21 protein-coding genes and 3 pseudogenes are annotated in these 25,818 nt (G+C 65.7%); 11 read left to right on the top strand and 13 right to left on the bottom strand.

Annotated features, from left to right (window positions below; all coding sequences use genetic code 11):
- Window positions 1-135, top strand: a pseudogene (locus M1105_RS17165) (IS6 family transposase); the annotation flags it as partial.
- Between the two features lie 249 nt (window positions 136-384).
- On the opposite strand, the gene M1105_RS17160 reads toward M1105_RS17165, so the two are convergent.
- Window positions 385-1,149: a hypothetical protein gene (locus M1105_RS17160; RefSeq protein WP_249581600.1), complete on the bottom strand. Its 765-nt coding sequence runs from the start codon at window positions 1,147-1,149 to the stop codon at window positions 385-387.
- A 775-nt stretch (window positions 1,150-1,924) separates the two neighbouring features.
- Entirely contained in the window at window positions 1,925-2,467 is a 543-nt protein-coding gene (locus tag M1105_RS17155) for a hypothetical protein (protein ID WP_249581599.1), read from the bottom strand.
- A 66-nt stretch (window positions 2,468-2,533) separates the two neighbouring features.
- Here M1105_RS17155 and M1105_RS17150 point away from each other — a divergent pair, with 66 nt between their 5' ends.
- Together M1105_RS17150 and M1105_RS17145 are read left to right on the top strand one after the other, a co-directional pair.
- On the top strand, window positions 2,534-2,998 hold the full coding sequence (locus tag M1105_RS17150) for a hypothetical protein (RefSeq protein WP_249581254.1): 465 nt from the start codon (window positions 2,534-2,536) through the stop codon (window positions 2,996-2,998).
- 193 nt (window positions 2,999-3,191) lie between these two features.
- Window positions 3,192-3,899, top strand: coding sequence for an IS6 family transposase (locus tag M1105_RS17145; protein ID WP_249581598.1), 708 nt, complete (start codon window positions 3,192-3,194; stop codon window positions 3,897-3,899).
- A 527-nt stretch (window positions 3,900-4,426) separates the two neighbouring features.
- Here M1105_RS17145 and M1105_RS17140 read toward each other — a convergent pair.
- Complete coding sequence (locus tag M1105_RS17140; protein ID WP_249581597.1) at window positions 4,427-6,112, bottom strand: recombinase family protein; 1,686 nt, start codon at window positions 6,110-6,112, stop codon at window positions 4,427-4,429.
- Window positions 6,109-6,390, bottom strand: coding sequence for a DUF2924 domain-containing protein (locus M1105_RS17135; protein WP_264759700.1), 282 nt, complete (start codon window positions 6,388-6,390; stop codon window positions 6,109-6,111). Before M1105_RS17135 ends, M1105_RS17140 begins: the two co-directional genes overlap by 4 nt.
- 67 nt (window positions 6,391-6,457) lie before the next feature.
- Here M1105_RS17135 and M1105_RS17130 point away from each other — a divergent pair, with 67 nt between their 5' ends.
- A complete protein-coding gene (locus M1105_RS17130) occupies window positions 6,458-7,165 on the top strand; it encodes an IS6 family transposase (protein ID WP_249581595.1) in 708 nt (235 codons plus the stop codon).
- Between the two features lie 54 nt (window positions 7,166-7,219).
- Here M1105_RS17130 and M1105_RS17125 read toward each other — a convergent pair.
- Window positions 7,220-7,619, bottom strand: a pseudogene (locus M1105_RS17125) (transposase); the annotation flags it as partial.
- Window positions 7,620-7,809: 190 nt separating this feature from the next.
- On the opposite strand from M1105_RS17125, the gene M1105_RS17120 reads away from it, so the two are divergent.
- The 4 genes and pseudogenes from M1105_RS17120 to M1105_RS17105 all read left to right on the top strand — a co-directional run.
- Entirely contained in the window at window positions 7,810-7,956 is a 147-nt protein-coding gene (locus tag M1105_RS17120; protein WP_249581594.1) for a hypothetical protein, read from the top strand.
- Between the two features lie 380 nt (window positions 7,957-8,336).
- Window positions 8,337-8,792 carry a (2Fe-2S)-binding protein gene (locus tag M1105_RS17115; protein ID WP_249581593.1) on the top strand — a complete coding sequence of 152 codons (456 nt, stop codon included), beginning with the start codon at window positions 8,337-8,339 and terminating at the stop codon, window positions 8,790-8,792.
- 3 nt (window positions 8,793-8,795) lie between these two features.
- A complete protein-coding gene (locus tag M1105_RS17110) occupies window positions 8,796-11,114 on the top strand; it encodes a xanthine dehydrogenase family protein molybdopterin-binding subunit (protein ID WP_249581592.1) in 2,319 nt (772 codons plus the stop codon).
- A gap of 214 nt (window positions 11,115-11,328) precedes the next feature.
- A pseudogene (locus M1105_RS17105) lies at window positions 11,329-11,645 on the top strand (DDE-type integrase/transposase/recombinase); the annotation flags it as partial.
- Window positions 11,646-11,708: 63 nt separating this feature from the next.
- On the opposite strand, the gene M1105_RS17100 reads toward M1105_RS17105, so the two are convergent.
- From M1105_RS17100 to M1105_RS17090, 3 genes are read right to left on the bottom strand one after another with little or no spacing between them, the layout of a single operon-like run.
- Window positions 11,709-12,914 (bottom strand): efflux RND transporter periplasmic adaptor subunit, encoded by a 1,206-nt coding sequence (locus M1105_RS17100; RefSeq protein ID WP_249581591.1) that lies wholly within the window; start codon window positions 12,912-12,914, stop codon window positions 11,709-11,711.
- A 6-nt stretch (window positions 12,915-12,920) separates the two neighbouring features.
- On the bottom strand, window positions 12,921-15,284 hold the full coding sequence (locus M1105_RS17095) for an ABC transporter permease (protein WP_249581612.1): 2,364 nt from the start codon (window positions 15,282-15,284) through the stop codon (window positions 12,921-12,923).
- A 5-nt stretch (window positions 15,285-15,289) separates the two neighbouring features.
- Window positions 15,290-16,021 (bottom strand): ABC transporter ATP-binding protein, encoded by a 732-nt coding sequence (locus M1105_RS17090; protein ID WP_249581611.1) that lies wholly within the window; start codon window positions 16,019-16,021, stop codon window positions 15,290-15,292.
- An 833-nt stretch (window positions 16,022-16,854) separates the two neighbouring features.
- Here M1105_RS17090 and M1105_RS17085 point away from each other — a divergent pair.
- Window positions 16,855-17,580 (top strand): hypothetical protein, encoded by a 726-nt coding sequence (locus tag M1105_RS17085; protein ID WP_249581590.1) that lies wholly within the window; start codon window positions 16,855-16,857, stop codon window positions 17,578-17,580.
- Window positions 17,581-17,607: 27 nt separating this feature from the next.
- Here the strand turns inward: M1105_RS17085 and M1105_RS17080 are convergent, their stop codons facing one another.
- The 3 genes from M1105_RS17080 to M1105_RS17070 are packed head-to-tail and all read right to left on the bottom strand — an operon-like array spanning window position 17,608 to window position 21,379.
- A complete protein-coding gene (locus tag M1105_RS17080; RefSeq protein WP_249581589.1) occupies window positions 17,608-18,612 on the bottom strand; it encodes a hypothetical protein in 1,005 nt (334 codons plus the stop codon).
- 3 nt (window positions 18,613-18,615) lie between these two features.
- Entirely contained in the window at window positions 18,616-20,373 is a 1,758-nt protein-coding gene (locus M1105_RS17075; protein WP_249581588.1) for a hypothetical protein, read from the bottom strand.
- Window positions 20,342-21,379: an NAD-dependent epimerase/dehydratase family protein gene (locus M1105_RS17070; RefSeq protein WP_249581587.1), complete on the bottom strand. Its 1,038-nt coding sequence runs from the start codon at window positions 21,377-21,379 to the stop codon at window positions 20,342-20,344. Before M1105_RS17070 ends, M1105_RS17075 begins: the two co-directional genes overlap by 32 nt.
- Before the next feature lie 210 nt (window positions 21,380-21,589).
- Here M1105_RS17070 and M1105_RS17065 point away from each other — a divergent pair, with 210 nt between their 5' ends.
- Entirely contained in the window at window positions 21,590-23,023 is a 1,434-nt protein-coding gene (locus M1105_RS17065; protein WP_249581586.1) for a UbiA family prenyltransferase, read from the top strand.
- A gap of 3 nt (window positions 23,024-23,026) precedes the next feature.
- Here M1105_RS17065 and M1105_RS17060 read toward each other — a convergent pair whose 3' ends face one another.
- Window positions 23,027-23,440, bottom strand: coding sequence for a GtrA family protein (locus M1105_RS17060; protein WP_249581585.1), 414 nt, complete (start codon window positions 23,438-23,440; stop codon window positions 23,027-23,029).
- 301 nt (window positions 23,441-23,741) lie between these two features.
- Between M1105_RS17060 and M1105_RS17055 the strand changes: the two genes are divergently transcribed.
- Window positions 23,742-24,818, top strand: coding sequence for a phosphotransferase (locus M1105_RS17055; protein WP_249581584.1), 1,077 nt, complete (start codon window positions 23,742-23,744; stop codon window positions 24,816-24,818).
- Here M1105_RS17055 and M1105_RS17050 read toward each other — a convergent pair.
- The gene (locus tag M1105_RS17050) at window positions 24,799-25,815 is read right to left on the bottom strand and encodes a ribose-phosphate diphosphokinase (RefSeq protein WP_249581583.1); all 1,017 of its coding nucleotides are present in this window, start codon (window positions 25,813-25,815) and stop codon (window positions 24,799-24,801) included. The genes M1105_RS17055 and M1105_RS17050 overlap by 20 nt on opposite strands.
- Window positions 25,816-25,818 lie beyond the last annotated feature (3 nt).

Below are 25,818 nucleotides of genomic sequence, written 5' to 3'. Positions count from 1 at the left end.
CTGCAGAAGTTCGCCGCTGTCCACGCCTCCGTCTCGAACCACTTCAATCAGGAACGCAGTCTTTCAAGCCGGCACATCTTCAAGGTCAACAGAACCGCCGCACTTGAGGAGTGGCGTCAGCTCGGCGCAGCCTGATATCCGGCGCTCGCCGGCAAACTGAGACGAGTTCGCATTCGTCTGACACCACCCCGGTTTGGGCTCCCAGCCGTCGATAGGCGTCCTCGTTGGGAATGACCGCATCTAGCGGCAGCGGCCTTTGGACCTGTATCCTTTGAGTGACCGGGCTGCGGACAAGCTCGTCTTCCGCACGCGTTAAGGTCCGGCCTCCCGAGAGACAGAGTATGTTCTGTACAGGCCAGCTCGGCATTTGATGGCATTCGAAAGCTATGGCAGCCAGATCTCTCGCATGTACCACGGGACGTCCAGAACGCCGACCAGTGTCTCGCTGCCGTCGAAGAGTTCGCCGATCTCGGGGACCGTGATCTCCAACGAAAGACTCTCGATTCGATCCACATCGCCCCCCTTCAGCAAGTCCGCAAACTGATCGAAGCGGTAGACACGGTAGAAGTCCGGCTCGACGGCGGAGTGAATATGGGGCGCGCCCTGCGACCGGCCCGGCATGCTCTCCTGATAGACGAGTTTCAATGCCACCGCGCCGCCTGTCCCGGGCTCGATGCGCCAGTTCTGACTGACCTTGGCTGGGTTGGTCCCGGTTCCGGTCGACGCAATTTCTCGCGTGACCCGCGCCTCGACCGAGTTCTTGTAGGGATTGATTGTCGCGTCGCTCACGAAAACATTGGTGACCATAAAGACCAGGTCGTCCGAGCCTTCCGCTTTTGCCGGCGCCGCAAGGGCCATGCCGCGGTACCGCCCGCCGTACATCGGCTTTCCCGCCGGATCGACAACCCGGTGGGAGTCGATGAAGACCATGATCAGGTCGGCGCCGGCAAACGGACCGCTGCCGAATGGAACGGAGTTCCAGCCTTCGGGCATCCGCTCGGCCAGCGCTGCGTCTGGCACGTCGAAGGCGAGCGTCAGTCGGTTGTCCGCATTTGTGCTTGCCAGCGTCTCAGCTTGCGAGTGGGGGGTAGTGGTGGCTGCCAGTACTACAAAGCAAAACTGGCCAAGACAGCGGTTCGAAAGATTCATGACTTCCCTCCTTAGAAGCCACCGCCGCTCCACTCTAATCTCATTAACATAGCTTGGGCCAGCAGCATACGCTGGCGACTGCTTCGCCTGGCTCAGACCTTCGCCGCGTCGGGCACGAACGTGCGTTTGGGGTCGAAGCCGCCGGCGAACCTTCGGCGGTTTCGGCCGCCAGGCGGTCGGGCTACGAGACTTGCTCCGGTAGGCACGAATGGCTGCCATCTCCGCGGCGCTGCAACATGCGGACAGGCTCGCTCTGGTTGACCTTGATGCTGCGGCCGCACACAGCGGCGTTTAAACACGTCCGCTTCGGGCTCAGAGCCGTCGGTCAGGCCCAATTCGTCCGACGACCGCTTACGACCGCTGAAGGTCCCCAGGGCGCGCTAGCCCACTGAAAACAGAGAAAAACCTGCTTCTTGCCAATGGCTGCTCATGGCGCAAGGTTCAAGCCCGCGCTCCTGCACTGCAGAAAGGCGGCTTCGAGCCCTTTCCGGAAGTGGTCCGCCCGGCGCCCTCGCAAATGCAGCATAAGCTCAACCGAGGTGAAAGCTGCGGCGCAGAAGGAATAGCGGTCATTCGTGACCAGCGCAGCGAGATCTCAGACCCCGATGTCCAGGTTGCGGACGTTGCAGTCGTTGATCTTTCTAGTGACTTACAGACGTTCGCCAATTTCTCGCCAGTGTTTGCATTGCGGGCAAAGCAGACTCTCTCGGAAGAACTATTGGAGTACTTTCAGGAGCCTGGAATAGCAAAGAGCGGAAAGTCAAAAAATGATGGATCAAGCCCCAAACAGACCGGAGTATGCCACAAATAATAGCATCGCCGTGGTTATAAAATTGGCCGCCAACAAGATGCCTGCGCCTTTCCATCCAAGAGATGACCTAAGGATCAGAGCTAATACAAGAAACTCAATTGAGAAGTTTACAGTCGTGAATAATATTGCGGATACAATTTCGTAAAAGTATTTGGCTGCATCAAAGAATATTGGATGTATAGCAAACATTATACCTCCACCAATAAGCGAACCAACCGATGTCGAAGCGGCGTACAGAACACATGCAACTATCCCCGATTTTTCCCAAGAATAGTCCGAGATTTTTTTAACGGCTACAGCCTCAATCAATACAGTTAATGGGAGCGTCGCAATCATAGCCACGCTAGTCCCCAGCAACATGACAAAATTTGGAGCATTCCCGTGTGCTGATGAGGGTAGTGTTAATAGCCACAATGCGATACAGCCCGAGAGCAGAGCCGAAGCCGTCGAGGTTGTGGAAAACACTGTTTCCATTGACCTACGAATTAATTTAACGGCAATCCACATTATCAATCAGCCTCCCGGGCCCTTCTCTGCCACACTCGTGAATACCGTAAAACAACAAGAACGGCATTGATCTGCGTCAAGGCGACTGCAGACCTGTTCGATGACAATTCAGTGATGCTGGGTGCGGATAATTCCAACACACTAGGACGAGCGCTGATCGTCTTTCTTAAGGTATGGTTGTACGTCATCTTCTGTATCGTGGCAGTATTCGCAGCCTCTGGCTTATTTGGCAATTGGGAGCTATTTCCCCCAGGGCAATTTGGGATAGTTGTCGAGCTGATCGTTTTGATCTTTGCCTTCAAAGCGTTCCAGTGGCTAAGGCAATCACTGATCACGACGTTCGTGCTAGCGGTCGGCGGGATTTTGGTTTGTCTCTTACTCTATGCAGTCTTTGTTTCAGAGTATGACGACGGTGGCTCGCTGATTGGCTTGGCCAAAGCGTTCATTACGATCTTCAGCATTCCGATCAGCGTTGTTCTTACCCTTGGTTATCTTCTTTGGAAGTGCTTCAAAGGTGGAAATCTTTCCTAATAGACCAAGCCTCAATTCAAAACACATTACGCCAAGGCGAACGTCCGCTCCGGGCTCGAAGCCGCCTTTCTGCAGTGCAGGAGCGCGGGCTTGAACCTTGCGCCATGAGCAGCCATTGGCAAGAAGCAGGTTTTTCGGCGCTGTCAGGAACTTCCGGCTTGAGCCAGACTGGACGCCTTCGTAGCGTCCTCGGATGAGCAGACCCAATCCGTTCAAGGGCTTCCATAGCAGCCCAGAGATCATCCGCCTGGCGGTGATGCTGTATGTGCGGTTCCCGCTGTCGCTCCGGAACGTCGAGGACCTGCTGCACGAGCGCGGGGTCGACATCAGCCATGAGACGGTGCGGTTCTGGTGGCGGAGATTTGGCCCAATGTTCGCCGCCGAGATCCGGCGCAGACGTGTCGATCAGATGCGCGCGTTCTCGCACTGGCGCTGGCACGTGGACGAGGTCTTTGTGAAGATCAACGGCGAGCGCCATTACCTGTGGCGTGCCGTCGACCATGAAGGCGAGGTGCTCGAGGCCGTCGTCACGAAGCGCCGCAATAAGAAAGCAGCATTGAAACTCCTCCGGAAATTGATGCGGCGCTACGGTCGGCCGCAGGAGATCGTCACCGATCGACTTCCGTCTTACCGCGCCGCACTGCGCGAGCTTGGCGGCTCGGATCTGCAATCGACCGGGCGCTGGTTGAACAACCGTGTCGAGAACTCACACCTGCCATTCCGACGACGAGAACGCGCGATGCTCCGGTTCCGGCGCATGCGAAGTTTGCAAACCTTCGCCGCCGTCCACTCTTCCGTCCACAATCTCTTCAACCAGGAACGCAGCCTCTCCAGCAGGGACATATTCAAAGTCAATCGCGCCGCCGCTCTGGCCGAGTGGCGTCAGCTTGGCGCGGCCTGATGGGCGGCCATACGGCCCTTGCAGAGACCAGTTCGAAATGGTCTGACAGCACCTCTTCAAGGTCAACAGAACCGCCGCACTTGAGGAGTGGCGTCAGCTCGGCGCAGCCTGAAGGCCGACGTTGACAGCCAATCTGAGACTGGTTCGCATTGGTCTGACACCACCGCCACCCAGACCAGTCTCTTCCCACATTGGCGGCGTTGACCCGGAATACCCGCCTGTTTCCGCGGGTTAGCGCGCGGGCGCTGCTCGTGAGACGCCGCCGCGTGGCGAGAATCTCCCCATTTCCGCCACCCGTCTCTGCTCTCCGCATCGCCCGGTTCGCTCAGCGCGATTTCCCTGCCAGCAGGGAATTTGCAGGGAATTTTTGCCATTCTGACGCCTTCGCGCGAAGTCCCGCTCCCGGAACGCCCACGTGATCAGCGCGTTAGCGACGGGTTCCCTGCGCCCCAGAGCAGGGAAATTCATCGCAAATCAGGCAATTGTGATCAGGCAGGTGGGATGGAGATGGCGCGCGGGCCTCGGCTTCAGATGCCGAAGCGCTCGTCCTGCTCGGCCCAGTCGAGCGGCACGCCGGCGCGGACGATCCGCTCGAGGGTGAGGCCGGCGGGCTGGCGGCCCTCGAGGATCGCTTCCTGGATTGGCGGGGAGAGAAAGGCGAGCTGGGCCCGGGTCCGGATGAAGGCATCCGTGCACCCTGCCTTGCGGGAGAGGGCGGAGAGCGGCGCGCCCCGACGCAGCGCGGCGACCCAGCGGTGCGCCTGTGCGAGGCGCCGGACGAGAACCGGATCCGGGCTCGCCTCAGGCTCTCCCGCGACGATGCGGGTCTCGACGCCACGGCGGCGGAGCGCGAGGGGCGTGGTGATCGCCAGGGCCGGTGCCGATAGCGCCGTGGCCTCGACCGCGAGGAGTGCGGCCAGCCTCTCCGGTTCGAGCCGGATCGAGACCTGTCCGGGCACGATCTCGCCCGAGCGGACGAGGTCACGCAGCAGCGCGTCGGCTCCCGTCCGAAGCCGGGCGCAGAGGTCGCGTGCACGCGCCTCGATCATCGAGGCATTTGCGGCCAGGGGGGCATCGAGAAGTGCGTGCCGCCGAGCGCCATTCTCGAGATGGCCCGCGATCAGCCGCGCGACGGCCCGCTCGAGCGCGGGCCCCGGCAAGCGCCATGCCGACGGGTCAGGGGTCGTCTTTCCCGCGACGAGCCGATGCGAGACGTAGTAGCGGAAGCGCAGGCCATGGCGCTGCGCGTGGGTCGGCGTGAGCCGGTCGCCGGTCTCGTCCCGCAGCTTGCCGGCAAGGGGTGCGGCCATCGCGCTCGCCTCCCCCGCCCCGTCCTTCAACCGTCGGCCGCGCGGCCGGGCGCTCGCCGCCGCGAGCTTCTCCTGCACGCGGGCCCAGAGCGCGTCGTCGATGATCGCCGCGTGCTGCCCCGGCCAGGTCGTGTCCTTGTGCCGGATCGCGCCCTGGTAGACCGGGTTGGTGAGCAGGAAGTGCACCTGCCCGCGCGACAGGACAGCGCCGCCCCGGGTCGCGCCACTGGCGAAGACCCGGCGTTTCGAGCGGATGCCGAGGCGCGCGGCCTCCTCCGTCACGACCCGCAGGCAGCCATGCGCGTCATAGAGCTGGAAGATCGTTGCGACCGCTTCCGCCTCGTCGGCATTGACCACGAGGCCGCGGCGCTTCGGGTCCGGGTGCCGGTCATAGCCGAGCGGCACGAGCCCACCCATCCACATGCCCTTGCGCTTCGAGGCCGCGATCTTGTCGCGGATGCGCTCGGCCGTGACCTCGCGCTCGAACTGCGCAAAGGAGAGCAGCACGTTGAGGGTGAGCCGGCCCATCGAGGTCGCGGTGTTGAAGGCCTGGGTCACCGAGACGAAGGAGCACCCGGTTGCATCGAAGCGCTCGACGAGCCGCGCGAAGTCGGCGAGCGACCGGGTCAGCCGGTCGATCTTGTAGACCACGACCATGTCGACCTGCCCGGCCTCGATGTCGGCGAGCAGGCGCGCGAGCGCCGGGCGCTCGAGCGTGCCGCCCGAGACGCCGCCGTCGTCATAGCGTGCATCGACCGGCCGCCAGCCCTCATGGCGCTGGCTCGCGATGTAGGCCGCGCAGGCCTCGGCCTGGGCGTCGAGCGAGTTGAAGCCCTGCTCGAGCCCCTCCTCGCTCGACTTGCGGGTGTAGATCGCGCAGCGGATCCGCGCCTTCGCCGTCACCGCCCTGCCCCGCCCTTCGACAGCCCGAAGAAGCGCGGGCCCGACCAGTGCGCCCCGGTGATTGCGCGGGCGATGGCCGAGAGCGAGCGGTGGCGCGTGCCGTGCCAGAGATAGCCCTCCGCCGTGACCTCGACGACATGGGTGACCCCGTTCCATTCGCGGATGAGCCGCCCGCCCGGCCGGAGCCCGGGTGTCTTTGGCCGGTCCTCGCCGGCAGCGATGCGGGCGAGTTGCCGAACCACCGCCGCCGGCAGGCCGCCATGGCGGCGGGCCTGCAGCTCGAAGGCGGGCAGTGTCAGAGGAAACCGGCTTGAGGCAAGGTGGCGGCCTACCTACCCTGCCAGCATGAGAAGACGCAGCCCCTTCCGCTACTTCAAAACCAGCCCGGAGATCATCCGCCTGGCGGTCATGATGTACGTGCGGTTCCCGCTCTCGCTCCGGAACGTCGAGGACCTGCTGCACGAGCGCGGCATCGACGTCAGTCACGAGACAGTGCGGTTCTGGTGGCATCGGTTCGGGCCGATGTTTGCCGCCGAGATCCGGCGCAAGCGCATCGACAAACTGCGGGCCTTCTCGAACTGGCGTTGGCACGTCGACGAGATGTTCGTGAAAATCAACGGCGAGCGCCATTACCTGTGGCGTGCGGTCGATCACGAAGGCGAGGTTCTCGAAGCCGTCGTCACGAGGCGTCGCAACAAGAAAGCCGCGTTGAAATTCCTCCGGAAATTAATGCGTCGCTACGGCCGGCCGCAGGAGATCGTCACCGATCGGCTTCCGTCGTACCACGCCGCACTGCGCGAGCTTGGTGGGTCGGATCTGCAGTCGACGGGGCGGTGGTTGAACAACCGCGTCGAGAATTCACACCTGCCACTGCGACGACGAGAGCGGGCGATGCTCCGGTTCAGACGGATGCGCAGTCTGCAGACCTTTGCCGCCGTCCATTCGTCCGTCCACAACCACTTCAATCAGGAACGCAGCCTTTCCAGCAGGGACATCTTCAAGCTGAACCGCGCCGCCGCTCTCGCTGAATGGCGCCAGCTCGGCGCTGCCTGAAACACCCCTGCCCCGGCCGAGCTGAGACTGGTTCGCATTGGTCTGACAGCACCTCTCGAGCTTCTCGGATGCGGGATACCTCATTCTTGGTCTCCCCCACCGCCGATCATGCTTTTTTGAGCAGTCGGTTCTCGAGCGTGAGATCGGCCACCGCCTCCTTCAGAGCAGCGGTCTCGGCGCGCAGCTCCTTCACCTCGGGGCTCGTCGCCTGGCGTGCGGTGTCGCCGGCCAGGCGCCGCTTGCCGGCTTCGAGAAACTCCTTCGACCACGAGTAATACAGGCTCTGAGCAATGCCTTCGCGCCGGCACAGCTCGGCGATGCTCGCCTCGCCCCGCAGCCCCTCCAGCACGATCCTGATCTTCTCTTCGGCTGAATGGTGCTTCCGCGTCCTGCCGCGGATGTCCTTCACGACCTGTTCAGCCGTCGCCTTCGGTGTCCCGGATTTCTGTCTCATCTCCACTCCATGGTGGTTACGAGAAGCCAGAAACCCTCCCTTACCCAATCACGTCAATTCGGCCCATCGGCGCTGACGGCAGACAGAGTTGGTCTTAGATCGGTAGGTTGGCGCAGGGTGAGAGGATCTCCTGCAACGCGGCGCCAGAGTGCCGGAGGCAATCCCGTCATGCGCTTGAACGCGCGACCGAATGATTGGGCCGACGCGTAACCTCGCGATCGTCTGCAAGCCGTTCGAGGAATCGCGCGGTCCGGTCCGGCTTGGAGACTTCGACGGACCGATCGACGCCCTGCTTCAGGACGGCGCCTTCTCCGCGCGCATCGAACTGTTTAACTGACGTTTCTTGCCCTCTCTACCGATCTGCCCGGCGGGTGTCCAAATGACTGACTTGACGATGGCGACCTACTTGTCCCCGTTGGCTCTACGCGGCACGCCGTGCTCGCAGGTGCTGGCGCATACGCTCGGTAGTCGGGAGGTGGGATCGGTCATGACGACCGAAAGGCCGGAGCCGTGACGCCCCATTCACGCAGGGTCTGCGCCCGAAATTTCCGCTGCTCCGCGTTCGCTCATGCTACCTTAGGCTTCGCGACTCGGCCGCAATTCGCCCGACGGATGAACGACGGTGACTGGGCGCAGCAAGGCTTGCGCTCGGAGGGTCAGTCTCGAGCGCGCCAGTATCTTAAAGCCGAGCCGAATGCGATTAAGGGGAGGAATTCCATGCCAATAGACTTCTCGCTGAACGGATCACAGCACTCGATTGACGCGCCGAGCGACATGCCCCTGCTCTGGGCCATCCGGGATATCGTCGGATTGACGGGAACGAAGTACGGATGCGGCGCCGGGCTTTGCGGCGCCTGCACCGTTCACGTCGATGGCAAGGCGGAACGCAGCTGCATGGTGTCCATGGGCGAGGTCGCGGGAAAGTCCGTCACGACGATAGAGGGTCTGCACCCCGAGGGCGAACACCCGGTGCAGCGCGCTTGGCGCGAACTGAATGTGCCGCAATGCGGGTTCTGCCAAACGGGGCAGATCATGCAAGCGGCAAGCCTTGTCGCCGAAAAGCCCAACATCACGGACGCCGAGATCCTGGAGGGGATGCGGGGCAACGTCTGCCGCTGCGGCTGCTACCAGCGCATCGTCGCCGCCGTCCGCCACGCCGCCACGGGGATCTGAGCCATGCTGAGCTATTTGCCTGACCATCTCCTGCCCGGTGCGCGCGAGGCCGCCCGGCGGGTCCTTATCGCTGCCGTCGATCGCCGCAGCGTGCTGAAGGGCGGGATCGCTGCCTTCGCGCTCGGACTATTCACGCGACCATCGGGCGCCTTCGAGAGTTATCCGACGGGCGGGCTCCAGATGCCGCGGGGGATCGTTGCGGATCCGCTCGTCTTCGTCTCGATCGACCCGGACGGTACCGTCACCATCGTCGCTCACCGCTCTGAAATGGGCCAAGGATCGCGCACATCTCTGCCGATGGTGCTGGCCGACGAACTCGATGCCGACTGGAGCCGTGTGAGGATCCTGCAGGCTCCGGGCGATGAGCCGCGCTACGGCAACCAGGACACGGACGGCTCGCGGTCGCTGCGACATCACATCCAGCCGATGCGCCAGATGGGTGCGGCCGTTCGGGAAATGCTTCGGCGTGCCGCTGCGAAGTCATGGGGAGTCGAGCCCGCGGCCGTGACCGTCGAGTTTCACACGCTGAAGGGCCCCGACGGACAGAGCGCGGACTTCGGCGAGCTGGCGGAAGCGGCGATGGCCGAACTGGTCCCCTCGTTCGAGGACCTGACATTCAAGGACGAGGCCGCATTCCGATACATCGGAAAGGGCGAGGTCCAGATCACCGATCTCCACGACATCACCACCGGAAAGGCGATCTACGGCGCCGATGTCAGGCTGAATGGCATGAAGGTCGCGGTAATCGCACGGCCTCCGGTACTCGGAGGCAAGGTCAAGAGTTACGATGCCAGCGAGACGCTCGCGGTTCCGGGTGTCGAGCGGGTGATCGAGATCGCGGGCGCCCCTGCTCCCGTCAATTTCCTGCCGCTTGGCGGGATAGCCGTCGTCGCCACGAACACCTGGGCGGCCGAGCGTGGTCGCGAGCGCCTGAAGATCGAGTGGGACGACGGGCCGCATGCCTCATACGAAAGCGCGGCCTACCGCGCCGAGATGGAAGAGGCGTCAAAGGCCCCCGACAAGATCTTCCGAGATCAGGGCGATGTACCCGGCGCCTTCGCCGCGGCGTCAACGATCTTCGAGCGCTCCTATTATCAGGCGCACATGGCGCATATTCCGATGGAGCCACCCGTGGCGATCGCGTCGGTGACCACGGATGGCTGCGAGATCTGGACCTCCGTCCAGAGCCCCTACGGCGCGCGCGAGGACGTGGCGAAGGACCTCGCCCTTCCGATCGAACAGGTGAAGGTCAACGTCACGTTGCTCGGTGGCGGATTCGGGCGGAAGTCGAAATGGGACTTCGCGATCGAGGCAGCGCGACTCTCCAAGGCCGTAAACGCGCCAGTCCGGGTGCAGTGGACGCGCGAGGACGACATCCACAACAGCTTCATGCACACGACCTCGGTCGAGCGTCTACGCGTCGCGATGGATGACGCGGGCAAGGTAACCGGCTGGCACCACACCTCGGTAGCACCGTCAATCCTATCGACGTTCGCACCTGACAACGGCCATCAGTTCTTCATCGAGAACGGAATGGGCCATGTCGATGCTCCCTGGGACGTCGCCAACATCCGCTGCGACAACGCGCCGGCCTTGGCCCATGCACGGATTGGCTGGTTCCGCTCGGTTTCCAACGTTCCGCGGGCATGGGCGGTGCAGAGCTTCATCGCCGAACTGGCGCACGAGTTGGGGCGCGACCACAAGGAGATGCTGCTCGAACTGATCGGCCCGCCGCGCACGATCGACGTCGCGACGGCGGGGATGCCCGAGGACTTTTGGAACTACGGCGAGCCGTATGCTGAATATCCGATCGACACGGGGCGCCTCGCTCATGTGGTCGAGGTCGCGGCGGACGCGGCCGGATGGGGCGCAACGCTGCCTGAGGGCGAGGGGCTCGGCCTTGCCGTTCATCGTTCCTTTGTCACCTATGTCGCAGTCGCGGCTAGGGTCAGGATCGTCGACGGCCAGATCCGCGTCCCGGAGATGCATTTCGCCGTCGACTGCGGTTTTGCAGCGAACCCCGAGCGGATCCGTAGCCAGATGGAAGGTTCGGCCGTGATGGGCATGACACTCGCGCTCAACTCCGGGATCACCTTTGCGGATGGACGTGTGCAGCAGTCGAATTTCCATGACTACGACGTGGCACGCGCGGACAATTTCCCGGAGAAGGTGGAGGTCCATATCGTGCCTCATCCGTTCTCGGTCCACGCGTCGGGGATTGGCGAGCCGGGCGTACCGCCTGTCGCACCAGCGATGGGCAACGCAATTTTTGCGGCGACGGGGCGACGGCTGCGCGATCTTCCGCTCGGCACAAACGTCTGAGCCGAGTGACGGGCGGGCTCGCTCGGCCCGTCCGTCGTGCTGAAGGTTCTGTCAAAGCAACCCTTCTTGAGGCGGGCGACCGGACCTTTTAAGGTTCTGTCAGAGCAACTCTGCTGGAGGCGGAATGGCGACCTCCCTAGTCTCGCGTTATGGGCGAGGCACTGTCAGAGCAAACTAGGTTGAGCGTGGAAAGCCACCTCCCTGCCCTCGCGGCATGAGCCAACGCAGCCCCTTCCGGTATTTCAAGACCAGCCCCGAGGTCATCCCCTGGCCGTGATGATGTAAATCCGGTTTCCGCTCTCGCTTAGGAACGTCGAGGACCTGCTGCACGAACGCGGCATCGACGTCAGTTATGAGACGGTGCGTTTCTGGTGGCGTCGGTTCGGACCGGTGTTTGCGGCAGAGATCCGACGCAAGCGCATAGACAGACTGCGCGCCTTCTCGAACTGGCGATGGCACGTCGACAAGATGTTCGTGAAGATCAACGGCGACCGCCACTACCCGTGGCGGGCGGTGGACCACGAAGGCGATCCGCCGGTAGCCGTAGCGGCCATACGTGACGCCCGCCTCAGCAATGCGGACGGCGCAGGAGCTCTATCGTGTGCGGATGCGGAGCCCGTCGAGTATGCGGTCATCGGGGAAGCGCACAACCCGGGCACCTTCCTCGAGGCCCTCGATGATACTAGCCTCGGTGTCAGTGCGTTCGCCGATTTCTACCGTGCGGAGCCTTGCACGCCCCTCGACGACCTCGAACACGGCCCACATGTCTCGGTCTCTGAAGAGCGCGGTCAGCGGCACCTTGAGCGCAGACTCCGCTTCTCCGAGAACGACGCGGACCTCCGCCTCGAAGCCGTGGCCGAGCCGCGCCCGCTTCTCCAGCGGGTCGGTCAGATCGACGATCACGTTCACGCGCTGCTCCTCGATGCCTAGCGCGGAGACCTTGGTGAAGCCGAAGGGCTCGATCCGCTCCACGACGCCGTTCAGGGACTCCGCGCCGCCCCAGTCCTCGATAATTGCCCGCTGGCCGGGCCGGATCCGCACGGCATCGGTCGAGAGGAACTCGACGACGAACTCGAGCGCTTGCGGATCCCCGATCTCGAGCAGGGGCGTTCCGGCTGCGACGACGCCCTCGCTCTCATGAAGGACGCGCAGCACCTGGCCGTCAACGGGCGCGCGGATCGGGATGCATGGACAGCTGCCAGCGCGCTCTTGGGCCTCCTCCGGCCGCAAAAGCCGGACCTCGGCTGCCTCAAGCTCGAAGCGGCGCATCTCCACGGCCGCCTCGGCGGTCGAGACGGCGGCCTGTCGGGTGCGGAAGGATCGTTCGGCGTCCTCGAGCGCGCGCTCGGAGACGGTGTTGGTGGCGCGAAGGTTGCGGACCCGCGCGACCTCGGCGGTGGCGAAATCGAGTTCGGCGCGCGCCTGCTCCAGCAGGGCTTGCGCGTGGGCGAAAGCCGCGCGCGCGGCCGCGACGGCCGCCCGCGCCTCGGCCTCGCTCCGCACATCAAGGAATTCGGGATCGCGCGGCTCGATCTCGGCCACGACGGTCTCGTTCGCGACCACACTGTCGCCGGGCTCGATGGTGACGCGTAGGACCCGGCCACCGACCGGGGCCGACACGACGAACACGTCCGCGATCCGGGTCTTTCCCTGCTCGGCGACGCTGGAAATGAGCGGGCCGCGCTCCACGCGGGCAAGGTCGGTCTCGACCGGCCTCGGCCAGAAGGCTGCCGCGAGCCCGCCGGCGAGAGCGAGGGCCGGGATCGCCCAGAAGGTCAGCCGCCTGAAAGCTGGCGTCACGATCCGTCACTCCCTTGTCTTCAGCACCGCGATCAGGTCGAGACGGTCGAGGCGCCGCCGCACCAGCGCCGCCGAGCCGATGCTCGCCGCGAGCACGATCATGACCGCCGTGCCGAAGGTTGGCGGCAGCACCGTGAGCGGCACACGGTATAGCTCGGTCGCGAAGGCCTCCGCGATCAGCATCGCGAGGCCCCACCCCACGAGGCAGCCGAGCGGCAAGCCGACGAGGACGAGCAACGCCGTCTCCCCGATCAGGATGTAGGAAATCTCCCATCTCGTGAAGCCGAGAACCCTCAACGTGGCGAGTTCGCGCGCGCGTTCGGAGAGCGCGATGCGGGCCGCGTTGTAGATCACGCCCGCCGCCAGCGCGCAGGCGAAGACCACGAAGAACGACGTGAAGATCAGGATTGTCTCGCCGAGGGTCTCGAACATCGTTGCGACCGCATGGCGCTTGACCACCACCGCCGAGACGCCGGGTATCTCTCGAAGTGTTTCAAAGAGTGCGTCCTGCACTTTCGGATCGACGAGAAGGCCCGCCTGGTCGAAGGCCGGCGGATCGCCCATCTCACGGTTGAGCCGATCAAGAGCGAAAACGGCCGGCATCTCGATCCATGTTTCGAAGACCGCGGCGACTTCGATCGAAAATCGTGGATGCGCGCCCTCGAGCACCTCGACCGAGATACGATCGCCCGGCGAGACGCCGAGCTTCGCGGCGAGGGCGCTCCCGATCACGACCCCGCCAGGCGGCACCGGCAGGGTCCAGCCGCCCACGTCATGGATTGCCTGAAGCCATGCATCTCGGGGAAGCCCCGTCAGCGCCCCGCGGTGGAGATGCGCGCCGGCCCTGAGATCAGCCCGGACAATGCGCATCGGCTCGACCGACATGACGCCAGGAAGCCGCGAAAGGTCATGGCGGGCCCGATCGGCGCGAAGTTCGTGGAACGCGATAATCATGTCCTGGCGCTGGCTGTCCGAGAACTGGCTACGGACCATCAGCGCGATTGCGTCACCCCACTGCAGCGCGGTGACGAGGACCGCGACGGCAAGGGAGACACCCGCGACGGTCACGAGCGAGCGCAGCGGGGTCCGGGCGATCTGGCGCAGCACGATGCGCGTCGGCGTGTCGAGGCGTCGCGCGAGCCCCTCGGGCACGAGCGTCGCGCGGAAGCCCGCCGGCGCGGGCGGGCGCATCGCTTCGGCGGGCGGCAGGGCGACCGCGCGGCCTACCGCCGAGGCCGCGCCCGCGAGCGCCGATCCGAGCGCGACCACAGCCGAGATCGCAAATTCGGCGCCGCTCGGACCGTAGTGGAGGAAGGGAAAGCGGAAGAAGTCCGAATAGAGCTCGGTGTTGTAGCGCCCCAGTCCGGCGCCGAGCACCCAGCCCAGGAGCACCCCCAACAGCGCCATCGCGAGCGCGAGCTTCGCATAGTGCCAGCCGACCGCGGCATTCGAGTATCCGAAAGCCTTCAGAAGGCTGATCTCGCGGCGCTCGGTTGCGATGAGGCGGGCGAGCACGGCGTTGGTGAGGAAGGCAGCAACGACAAGGAAGATCGTCGGGAGGATCGTCGCCATCGTGCGGAGCTGCGCCAGCTCGTTCTGGAGGAACCAGTTCGAGGCTTGATCCTCGCGGGCGACCGCGCCCGTGCCGCCGTATCGTTCGAGGAGCGGATCGAGTCTTGCGATAACCCCCTCGGGCGGGACGCCATGCAGGAGCGAGAGGCTCACATCGTTGAAGGCGCCATCCATGTCGTAGGCAGCGGCGAGCGCCTCTCGCGCCATCCAGATCACGCCGAAGCGTCGGTCATCGGGCATCAGCCCGCCCGGTGCGATCGCATAGACGTATTCCGGCGACAGCGCGAGCCCGACGACCCGGACCTCCCGCAGCTTGCCGTTCATCAGGATTCTCAGGCCGTCGCCAAGCGTGAGACCGTTTGCCTCGGCGAAGGGCGCGTGAAGGATGGCCTCGTCGTCGCGCCCCGCATCCACCATGCGCCCCGCGCGGAGCACGGGTCGGTTGAGAAGAGGCTCTCTGCCTGCCGCAGGAAGCGAAACCAGCCGAGCCGTGACGGGTTCGCTGATTCCTTCCATATCGACGGTCGCAAATGCGGTGATACGGGTCTCGACGGTCTGGACGCCCGGGATCGCACCGATCCGCGTGGCAAGGCGCTCGGGAGCGCGCTTCAGGCCTGCGAACACCTCGGCAAAACCCTGACGCTGGTAGTAGGCATCGGTCGTCGCGCTGAGCGAGGTGAGTGCACTCAGCGACATGACGAGAAGCGCGACGCCCGAAGCAACGACGAGTGCCACGGCGACGACGTGGCCCCTCAGCCGCCACAGGTCTCGCATCAGCTTGACGTCGAGCATCCGCATCGGGCTCACCACGTGATCGCCGACGGCGCGACGCGGGTCTCGATGACACGGTCCTCGACGATGCGCCCGTCCGCCATGGTGACAACCCGGTCCGCCATCCCGGCGATCGAGACGTTGTGAGTGATGATGAGCGACGTCGTCCCGACCTCGCGATTGATGCGCTCGATCACCTCCAGCACCACGACCCCTGTCTGGCTGTCGAGCGCACCAGTCGGCTCGTCGCAAAGAAGGATCTCCGGCCGCTTGGCAATGGCCCGCGCGATGGCGACCCGCTGCTGCTCGCCTCCTGAAAGCTCGGCCGGGAAGTGGTTCGCGCGCTCCGCGAGGCCGACGAGATCGAGCGCTTCGCGAGGCGACATGGGATTGGCGGCAATCTCGGTGACGAGGGCCACGTTCTCGACGGCGGTCAACGATGAGATCAGGTTGTAGAACTGGAAGACGAAACCGACACGTTCGCGCCGGAAACGGGTCAGGCGGTCGTCATCCGCATCGGACAGGGGTTGCCCGTCGAAGAGCACCTCGCCGCCGGTTGGCTGGTCGAGCCCACCGAGAATGTTCAAAAGCGTCGATTTTCCGCTGCCCGATGGCCCAAGAAGAACAACCAGCTCACCGCGCACCAGAGAAAGATCGACGCCACGCAGCGCATGAACGGCCGAGGCCCCATGGCCATAGACCTTCGTCAGCTTGACCGCGCGCAGGATCGCGGGCGGAGAACTGGTTGAGTTTGAGCGGGACAGCGGTTCCAATCAACGCTCTCCGGTTCCGAGACATGGAAGAGTATAGCCGGTTTCCATCCTCGGGAACGAGGCTGGCTGCATGAAGGATGGCCAGCTTGAGCCTCAGCCGATATCCCCCCATTCGCTCCGACTGCGACATGGAGCGGTGACCAGCACGTCGAGTGTCCACGTAACCTTCCTGACTGACGACCCATGAGCGCCGTCATTCTAACCTTAGAGAACGTTCGATCCCAGCCCCGTCCCCTCCGCCATCACTCACAAGCCGCTGATACAGAATCGAAAATTCGGACGCGCCCGTTGTCCCGTCTGAACCGCGTGGAGGACGATGACGCGCGGCATCGATATCCGCCGCGAGCCCGTCGGGTCTTCGCGGCACGGGTTTGCTACCGTCCATTCCTCGATCCAGAACCGCCTCGGCCAGGGACGCAGCCTGTCGCGCAGGGGCATCCACCAGGTCGACCGAACCGCCGCTCTTGCCGCGTGGCTTGAACTCGGCGCGGCCACGAGAACCCTGCCCCGGACTGGCTGCGACCGGTTCGTCGTGGTCCGACACCTCCCACGTGTTGCCCCCTAGGCCGTGCGCTTGCAGCGATCGGCACCTGTCGGCTAAGAGAGCGGGACGGCAAGGCGTGTGTGGGACATACCTTGCCAATGCCGGCGAGAAGCGGAGAACCGATCCAATGGCCCCATTGCGCTTTGCGCTGGCGCTTGCCTGCGTGGCCTTGATCGGAGCGCCACGGCACGCGTCCGCGGTCCCGGCAACGGGATGCGGGTCGTCTCTTGCTGCGAGCATTCCGAACCGGCCGGTCGGGGCACCGACGGCGTCGGATCTCATGCGGGCCGCGACGAGCCTCGCTGGCTCCCAGCGCGACAGCGTGATCGTCGAGGCCGTGCTTGGAGGCAATGTTCCGCAATTCCTGCGTCGGCTCGTTCCGGTCACGCTGGAAGGCACCACGCGGGACGATAGGGATGTGCGGATCACGATCTGCGTGACGCCGGATTACCTCGCCGTGGGCGATGATACGGACTTCGTCCGCACGCCGGTCGGCTTGCCGGCGGCGCTCAGGATTGCCGGCGCGCTCGACTTCATGCTGCCGACGCCAAGGATGGTCGACGCGATCTACGCCGCGGCGAGCGTCCGGCTGCCGCCGAGGCCGATGGAGCCCACAGCGGCGATGACCTCGACCCGATACTTCGTGGAGCACAATGCCGAGGTCGACCGGCAGCGCACGGCCTCGGGACAGCCGCTCGGCGCGCTGACGGCCGGCCACAAGAAGGATGTGGTCCTGTCGCGGCGCCTCGCCAAGGCGCATGGCAAGGTCGCGATCTATGGCTGGCACCGCCCGAACGGGCGGCCGATCCAGCCTCTCAGCACCGTGCACGGCGCGCAGTATGCCGACTACAGCCACGGCATCCGGCTGGTCGCCGCGACGGCGCAGGTCAATGGCGTCCCGCGTCCGCTTGCGGAAGTCCTGGCCGACCCGGACCTCGCAGGGATCGTCAGCGGCGAAGGTCCGATCGAGCGCCCCGACCGGCTCGTCGCGGCGCTTGGCGACTGAGCGGGCGACGGACCCGGCGCGCGCCCGTCAGTCGAGTGTGCTGCAGCACCTGAAGCCGAGATGGTAGTTTGCGTGGCTCGACGGCGATCGCACGCGGCTTCCGTGCCAGAAGGGTGCGCGCCACCGGCACCAGTCGGGATGGGCGCGGTAGTTGTCGAATATGAACCAGCTTCCCTTCATCTCGGTCACGCCGAGGGTGTCGCTGCCGCGGCTCGCCATCTCGTCCGGGGCGAGAGGCAGGTTCATGTGCTCGGCGGCATTGCCGTTGATGTCGTAGACGCCGAGCGCGCTGCGGCAGCCGGGGAAGGCGCCGGCCGGATAGGTGTTCGACCCGCAGCTGTTGAAACCGCCGCCGCCGCAGCTCGGGCTCTTGGCGCTCGCCGCCGCACAGACACCGCTCTGGTATTCGGGCCCGTAGCTCCAGGTCTTGCTCCCCTCGTATTTCGCGTTGTGCGCCGCGCGCATCCGGCTGACGGCGGTGTTGGCCGGGGCTCCAGCCGCGAGGTCGAAGCGGTAGTCGGGCGGCCCCAGCGCGCCGGCGCAGGCCCCCTCCCACTCATGCGCGTCGCAGAGGCGCTTGCCGACGGCTTCGCAGATCTCGGCCGCCTCGACGGCCTTGGTCCACACCACCGGATAGGCGCATGGAATGTTCGGGAATTCGAAGCGGTCGATGCAGGCGCGCGCATCCTCGGGCCGCTGGGTCGCCGGGTCGTAGAGCGGCGCCATGTACCGCGCGCCGCAGATGCGGGTCGCGCGCTCGTCGTCATAGGCCGCCACGCCGCCCGGGATCCGTTGCCGGCACTGGTCAGGCGTCATCGGGTGGCGGGTGATTGCGGGATTGCCCTGGCCGATGAAGCCCGAACGCGCGAAGATCGCGCGGAGCCGGGCCATCACGGCATCGTCGTAGCCATGAACCGAGCGGAGCTCCTCGAACAGGCGCTCGTTCGCTTCCGGAAGGGTCTCCGGCGGGTTCGCCTGCGCCGCGGCGCCAAGAAGGATCGCGAAACAAGCCGTCACGAGCTTGCGGAACATCTCCTACTCCTTCCGCGTCAGGTAGAAGAGGTCGCGGTTGTCGGGATAGCCCAGGAACCGCGGGATCACGTTGCCGCGTTTGTCCTTGCGGTCGACAAGCCCCATGCCTGGAACGATGTGCTCGACATGGACCTGACCGGCGCGACGCACATAGAGCGCGAGGTAGGTGTGCTCGAGCGCGTTCATGTCGAGCAGCATCGCATACTCGCAGCCATAGGCCTGGAAGGTGCGCGCCATGGCGGACGGTGTGGCGGTCGAGAAATATCCGTAGACGAGATAGCGACCGCCCCGGGCCGCCGCCATGCAGGCCCCGGCGCGCAGCGTCCTGAGCTCGGCAGCAGCCGAGCCGGACCAGTTCCCCGGTCCCCATTGCGTCACGAAGCGCCCCGGCAGGGGCTCGCCCGTCGCCGGGTCGGGCTCGACCAGCGCGACGCCGTTCTGCCGCGCAAAGCGGATCCGCGGCAGCAGGGCGTCGTCGGCCCCGGTCCAGGTCGTCATGCCGATCGTGCCATCCGCCAGCGCATAGACCGTGGCAAGCCCGGGCTGGAGCTTGCCCAGCACCGTGCCCTGCTCGACGAAGCCGTAATGCGACCCGGAATTGACCGTCGAGAGCGGCCCCCACTTGAAGGCGCCATGCTGGCGCTTGAACCCTCCGGTGAAGGTGGCCACCGTGCGATCGGTCAGGGCCGGGCTCACCATGCCCAGCATGACGAGAGGCTCGGGCGAGCCGACGCCGTCGGGTCCCGGGAGTCCGCCCGCGCGGACCGATGCCGGCGCACGCGGCGACCAGTCGAGCCGCGGATGGTCGGTCCCCATCGCGAAACCGAGATCGAAGCGCGCGAGATCGAAGGCCACGAGGATGGCCGTCGCATCTCCCTCGATCGGGTCGAGGGCGTTGGCCTTGCCGGGGCCGCGCAGCACCGCGTCGCTGATCGCGGCCGGCCGGATGGCGCTCGCGAAGACGCCATCGAGCCCGGCGACGGGATACCAGGTCCCTTCGGCCATTCTGGCGCCCTGCCCCCCGGCAAGCCCGAGGTCATGGACGACCGAAAGCACCGGCCGGGCATCGTCGGGCGCCTTCAGCGGCGCGGGTCGGGGGCCTGCCGCGGAATGTCCCGAGGCAGTCCCGACCTCGGGGCTCTCCTCGGCATGGGAGTCGCGGAAGAAGGTGTCGCGGACGAAGCCGACCACCGACTCGCCGCCCCAGACGTGATCGCGCAGGAAGTCAGTCGTCCGCTCGAGGCTGGTCGCCGAGCCGGAAACGCGGTTGCGGAGGAGGAGTCGATCGCCGCAGAGCGGCGCGAATGGAAGGCCGCTCGCCACGGCACGGTCGAGATCCGAGGGCGTGCCGGCCCATGGCTCGCAGGTCGTTCGCCCGCCCGGCCCCTCCAGCACGAGCGTCGCGGCCGGGCCCGGCTGGAGGGTCACGCTCCGCTGCCGGGGGTCGGGGTTCTCGAGGTGAAAGCTCCGCGCCGCCGCCCCCTCGCCGAGGACGAGGAGAAACCAGCCATTGACCGCAGGATTGATCGAGACGAGGCGGAGCGCGGTCCCCTCCGCAAGCCGGGCTTCGCTCTCGCTGCGGAACGGTTGCAGGTCGAGGATCGATTTCGGGCCGACCGCCTCGTAGGCCGCCCTGCGATCCGCCTGCATGCCGGCCGCCGCGGGGGCGCCCGTTGCACCGGCCAGCAGGGCGGCGAGCAGCCCCGCCGCAAGCCGAAGGCGCGCGCGCTCAGAACGCATGGCGCGCAAGGGCGAGCGCACCCTTTCTCCAGTGGACGCGGTGCGTCGTGCCGCTGGTCTCGGGGATGCGGTCCCGGTTGGCAAGATACCAGTCGAAGTTCCGGACCAGCGCCTCGACGTTCGAGTGGCGCGGCACGAAGCCGAGACGCTCGCGAATCCGGTCGATGCCGACGAAGCTGTCCTCGGTCATCGTCTCGTAGATCCAGCCATAGAGGGGCGAGAGCCCCAGCCGCTCGAGGATCCTGAGCGTCCAGACCGCTGGCCCCTTGGGCAGCGAGACGACCCGCTTGCCGTGCCCCGCGCGATCGAGCACGGCCTGGAAGCTCTCGCGCAGCGTTCCGAACCGCTCGGCACCGACATTGAAGGTATCGTCGGCGGCCGCGGGGTCGGCAGTGGCCGCAAGCTCGACGGCACGGCAGAGATCCTCGACATCGAGCAGTTGGTAGAGGTTGTCGCCCGAGCCGAGGACGGGGAAATTCCGGCCATCGGCCGCGAACTCGTAGAGGAGCTCGAAAACCCCGAGGCGCTCGGGCCCGACGAAGGATTTCGGCCTGAGGATCGGGATGCAGAGCCCGGAGGCCCGGGCCGCGCGGCACAGCGCCTCCGCCTCGATCTTGGACGCGCCATACGGGCCCACGCCATCGAGCCGGTCATCCTCGAGGATCGGATGGTGGTCCGGGATACCGTAGACCGCGGTCGACGAGATGAAGACGAACCTCTCCACCCCCCGATCCAGCGCGGTTTCGAGCAGCATTCGGGTGCCGTCGACATTGGTGGACCTGATCTCGGCCGGTTCGGCCAAGGGAAGGGCCGCGGCGCAATGCACGACGATGTCGACGCCGTCGAAAGCGGCGTCGTGGTGTCGAACGTCGCGTATGTCGCCCTGGAGCACCGAGATCCGGTCCGCCTCGGGAAAGGCAAATGGCGCTATGTCGTAGCTGCGCACCCCGTACCCGCGCTCGAGCAGGTAACGCACGAGGTTGATGCCCATGAACCCGGCGCCGCCGGTCACCAGAACCCGTTTCATTCTCGACTGGCTTTCCACGAACACATGCCGAAGCGCGCTCGGCGCCCTTTGCTCAAGCCGCAGGGTGGGAAGATTCCGGCCCGCGACGACATGATTCAAATCAATCCATGGCGCTAAAGTTCTTTTCCGTGCCCGGACGACAGCCTACCGTCAGTGCCATGCGCCGCCCGCGCGTCTTCCCTCATGCAAGCCGAATGCGAGCCCGATGACATGGAGCCAGAAGCAACTGCGCAGCCTGCGGCGAAGGTTCCGCTCGTCCTCGACCTGGACGGCACCTTGCTGCGCACCGATCTGCTCCACGAGACTTTCTGGGCCGCGCTGGGGCACGACACGGCGGCAACGTTGCGGGTCTCGATAGCGCACATCGGCTCGCCGAGCCGGCTCAAGCATGAACTCGCCGCCATCGCAACGCCCTGCATCGACCTGCTTCCGCTCGAGGAACGGCTTCTCGAGCGTGTCCATACCGCGCTGGGCGAGGGGCGGCCGGTCCATCTGGTCTCCGGCTCGGCGCAAGGCCTCGTCGATGCGGTCGCGGCGCGCCTCGGCCTGCCGGGGCCGCATTTCGGCTCGGATCGCGAGACGAACCTGACGGGCGACGCCAAGGCGGGCTTTCTCGCCCAGCGGTTCGGCACGGGACGCTACGATTACGCGGGGAATTCCGATACCGACATGAAGGCTTGGGAGGGCGCTCGGGAAATCATCGCCGTCGCACCATCGCAAAGGCTTCGCCACCGGCTCGAGAGAGCTGGAAAACCTATCGATATCATTAGGCAAGATTGGAAATTTCGAGCATTGCTTCAAGAATTGCGCCCGTCACATTGGGCAAAGAACGCCCTTCTCTTCCTTCCTCTCCTGGTGGCGCATGACCTCGATCCGGGAGGGCTGGCGCAGGTTGCTCTGGCGGCGCTGGCCTTCAGTCTCGGGGCCTCCGCGATCTACATCCTGAACGACCTGCTCGACCTCGAGTCCGACCGCCGCCATCCGGAAAAACGCAATCGGCCCATCGCGTCGGGCCTGCTTCCGATCCAGGCCGCCACCGGGGCAAGTGCCGTCCTCGTCCTCCTGGCCCTGATCATCGCGCTCGGCGTGAGCCCGGCGGTCGGCGCGTTGACGCTCCTCTACATGATCGGCAGCCTCACCTACTCCCTCATGCTGAAGAAGCGTCGCTGGCTCGATGTTCTTGCCCTCGCGCTGTTCTTCATGCTCCGGGTATTCACCGGGGCTGTGGCCGCAGGCGTGCCGATCCCGCCGATCCTGCTCGCGCTCGGGTTCACGGTCTTCCTTGCGCTGGCTTGCGCGAAACGGCTGACGGCGCTCAGCCGTCTGGGCGCGAAGGGCCCCCTGCCGGGCAGGGGCTACTCGCCGGCCGATCTCCTGAATCTCGAGCGCATCGCCTACGGCTCGATAGCCATGGCGGCCCTTCTGTTCCTTTTTTACGCGTCCGGGCCCCGGGCCGCGGAACTCTACGCCAACCCGGTGCTGCTGGCGTTCGCCGTCATCCCGCTGGTCATCTGGCTTCTGAGGATCGTTCGGCTGGGCATCGAAGGGCGCGAGGATTACGACACGGTCGCGTTCGTCCTGCATGACCGGGCGGGCTGGGCGATCCTGCTCGCTGGCCTGGTCCTGATCGTCCTTGCGATCTGAAGCTCATCGCTGAGGCACTGCCGCCTTTCCGAACACGAACCGGCGGTCCAGATTGAACTTAACGGTGTAGCCGATCGCGAGACCGATCACCGCGCCGAGTTCACGCATCGCGTGGCTCTGGCCGACAAGCCAGAATGCGGACTCGACGCCCCAGAACAATAGCGTCGTACCGATGCCCGTTGCAGTGTAGAGCGTGAACATCCGTGCCTCGGTGGGCAGCGGCCGACGCGCGTCATGGAAGATCCATTTCTTGTCGAGCACGTATTTCGTCACGAGCCCGACAGCGGTTCCGGCGACCAGCGCAGCAAGGAACCAGTGCTCGCCCATCGACAGAACGGCCCGCTGCGTCCCGAGGTTGCCAATGGTCGCAACCGCAGCAAAGCCCACGTAACGAATGACCAGCGTGAATGAGTTCACCGCTCCGCGCACTCCATCCCGGCATCCGGGCCCAAGCCTGTTCCAACATGCAGCGCGCCCGCTGCCCCCACCATATACAGGCAACCCCGCCCGCATCGGGCTGGTGCCCTTTGCCACGCGCCAACCGGATGCCGCCGCGGGTCGGCGTCACCAGCACCTGCGTTCCTGAGCTTTTCACAATGGCGCGCCGGGTTCCTTGATTGGCGTCAATGCACACGCGGCGCCGCGGCCGCGATGATGACCGAACGATCGGGATGGCGAGGCCTCGGCTTCGCCGGGGCAGAAGGTCGCACGAAAGACAATGGCAGGTCATTTCCAAGACGCCGGTCGGCGCGCCCCGAAGCCGCGCGCGCCACGGTGGGTCGGCGAGGAGCCGCCCATCGGCGTCAAGGTCGCCGTCCTCTCGGCGCCGGAGATCTATTCCGTTGCAGGCCCGGTCGAGGTGCGCGAGACCAGCAAGGCCTGGGTCTTCCTCGCCGCAGACCGCGCCTACAAGCTGAAGAAGCAGGTTCGGACGTCCTTTCTCGACTACTCGACGATCGAGGCACGCCGGATCATCTGCGAGGAGGAAGTGCGGCTCAACCGCCGGCTGGCGCCGGATGTCTATCGCGGCGTCGCCCGCCTGACGGTCGAGAACGGCCGCGGACTCGTGCTCGACGGCAATGGCCCGGTGGTCGACTGGCTGGTGGTCATGCGTCGTTTGCGCGACAGCGACATGCTGGACCGGGCAATCGCAACCGGCACGGCAACGCCCGACCGGATCGAGGCGGTCGCAACGCGGCTTGCGGCGTTCTACCGTTCGCTGGAACCCGCCGAGGTCGATGCCGCCGGGCACCTCGCGAGGTTCGCCCACGAGCTTGACGAGAATGGCCGCGTGCTCGCGCTGCAGGCGTTCACCTCGGTGGCGGAGCGGGGAGCGGCCATCAACGCGGAATTGGTTGCCCTGCTCCGCGATGAGCCGGACCTCGTGAAGGGCCGCGTCATCGAGGGCCGGGTCGTCGAGGGGCACGGCGACCTGCGTCCCGAGCATGTCTGCCTCGACGATCCTCCCGTGGTGATCGACTGTCTCGAATTCTCGCGCCCGCTCCGGCTGGTCGATCCATTCGACGAGCTGGCCTATCTGGGGATGGAATGCAGCGTGCTCGGGGCGGCCTCGATCGGTCCGGCCTTGATCCGGCGCTGCGGCGAAATCATGCAGGACGACCCCACCCCGCGGCTGATCGCCTTCTACACCGCCTATCGCGCCATGTTGCGGGCCCGGCAGACCCTGGCACATCTGCTCGATCCGCACCCGCGGACACCGCGCAAGTGGATTCCCCTCGCGAACCGCTATCTCGACCAGGCCGAACAGGCGGCGCTCACGCTTCGCCCTCGATGAGGTCCACCAGCGAGCCGCCGCCGCTGAGACGACGGATCGCCTGGGCGAACAGCGGCGCGACGCTGACCACCTCGACCCGGCGCCGCGCCAGATCCTCGGGCAGCCGGAACAGCGGCACGGCGTCGGTCACGATCCAGCGGTCGATCTCGGGCCGCGCGAGCGCCGCGGCACCGCCCTCGGTGAAGAGGCCATGGCCGGCAATCGCGGTCACGCCAAGCGCGCCCTGGGCGCGCAGCGCCTCGGCGGCGCGGACCATCGTGTGGCCCGAGGCGATCATGTCATCGACGATGATCGCATGCGCGCCCTCCACATCGCCGGCGAGGAGCGTCCCGCTGACCACGCCCCCGCTGCGCCGCTTCTCCATGAAGGCCGCACCGACCGGGCGGCCAAGGCGCGCCTCGAGCATTTCGCGAAAGAGCTGCGCCCGCTTCACGCCGCCCGGGTCGGGCGACGCGACGACGATCGCCCCCCCGGGAAGGTCCGACAGAAGGCGCTCGATCATCAGCCGTCGCGTGTCGAGATGCCAGGCGTTGATCCGGAAGGCGTTCTGGAAGGCGACGATGTTGTGCACGTCGAGCGTCACGACCGCGTCGGTTCCCACTGCCTCGATCAGTTCCGCCATGTAGCGCGTGCTCACCGGGTCACGCGGCTTCGTCTGCCGGTCCTTCCGGGAATAGGCGAGATAGGGCACCACCGCGGTGATCCGCGCGGCACCGCCGTCGCGCAACGCGCCGATGAAGAACAGGAGCCGCACCAGCTTGTCGTTGCCGCTCTCGCCGGGGCCGCCGTGCAGGCTTTGGACCACGTAGACATCCGCCCCCCGCACGCTCACCAGAGGACGCGCCTTGTGCTCGCCATCCTCGAAGCTGCGCTCCTCGTGCCTGCTCGGCGGCTGGCCAATGGCCGCGCCGATCGCCGCGCCAAGCGCGCTCGTCGCGTCGAGCGCAAACAGGTGCAGCGGGGCACCCGGGAGGGTCCTTCGCGTATCGCCCAGCATCAC

The organism is Thermohalobaculum sediminis (assembly GCF_023487995.1).
GTDB lineage: Bacteria > Pseudomonadota > Alphaproteobacteria > Rhodobacterales > Rhodobacteraceae > Thermohalobaculum > Thermohalobaculum sediminis.
This window is presented reverse-complemented; position numbering and strand designations above follow the sequence as displayed.

Excerpts from the sequence above, each read along its gene's own strand:
- M1105_RS17055 (WP_249581584.1), top strand. The coding sequence starts at position 23,742 with ATGGCAGGTCATTTCCAAGACGCCGGTCGGCGCGCCCCGAAGCCGCGC.
- M1105_RS17160 (WP_249581600.1), bottom strand. The coding sequence starts at position 1,149 with ATGAATCTTTCGAACCGCTGTCTTGGCCAGTTTTGCTTTGTAGTACTG.
- M1105_RS17095 (WP_249581612.1), bottom strand. The coding sequence starts at position 15,284 with ATGCGGATGCTCGACGTCAAGCTGATGCGAGACCTGTGGCGGCTGAGG.
- M1105_RS17080 (WP_249581589.1), bottom strand. The coding sequence starts at position 18,612 with ATGTTCCGCAAGCTCGTGACGGCTTGTTTCGCGATCCTTCTTGGCGCC.
- M1105_RS17130 (WP_249581595.1), top strand. The coding sequence starts at position 6,458 with ATGAGAAGACGCAGCCCCTTCCGCTACTTCAAAACCAGCCCGGAGATC.
- M1105_RS17110 (WP_249581592.1), top strand. The coding sequence starts at position 8,796 with ATGCTGAGCTATTTGCCTGACCATCTCCTGCCCGGTGCGCGCGAGGCC.
- M1105_RS17120 (WP_249581594.1), top strand. The coding sequence starts at position 7,810 with ATGATTGGGCCGACGCGTAACCTCGCGATCGTCTGCAAGCCGTTCGAG.
- M1105_RS17065 (WP_249581586.1), top strand. The coding sequence starts at position 21,590 with ATGGAGCCAGAAGCAACTGCGCAGCCTGCGGCGAAGGTTCCGCTCGTC.
- M1105_RS17070 (WP_249581587.1), bottom strand. The coding sequence starts at position 21,379 with ATGAAACGGGTTCTGGTGACCGGCGGCGCCGGGTTCATGGGCATCAAC.
- M1105_RS17145 (WP_249581598.1), top strand. The coding sequence starts at position 3,192 with ATGAGCAGACCCAATCCGTTCAAGGGCTTCCATAGCAGCCCAGAGATC.
- M1105_RS17085 (WP_249581590.1), top strand. The coding sequence starts at position 16,855 with ATGCGGGCCGCGACGAGCCTCGCTGGCTCCCAGCGCGACAGCGTGATC.
- M1105_RS17050 (WP_249581583.1), bottom strand. The coding sequence starts at position 25,815 with ATGCTGGGCGATACGCGAAGGACCCTCCCGGGTGCCCCGCTGCACCTG.
- M1105_RS17155 (WP_249581599.1), bottom strand. The coding sequence starts at position 2,467 with ATGTGGATTGCCGTTAAATTAATTCGTAGGTCAATGGAAACAGTGTTT.
- M1105_RS17115 (WP_249581593.1), top strand. The coding sequence starts at position 8,337 with ATGCCAATAGACTTCTCGCTGAACGGATCACAGCACTCGATTGACGCG.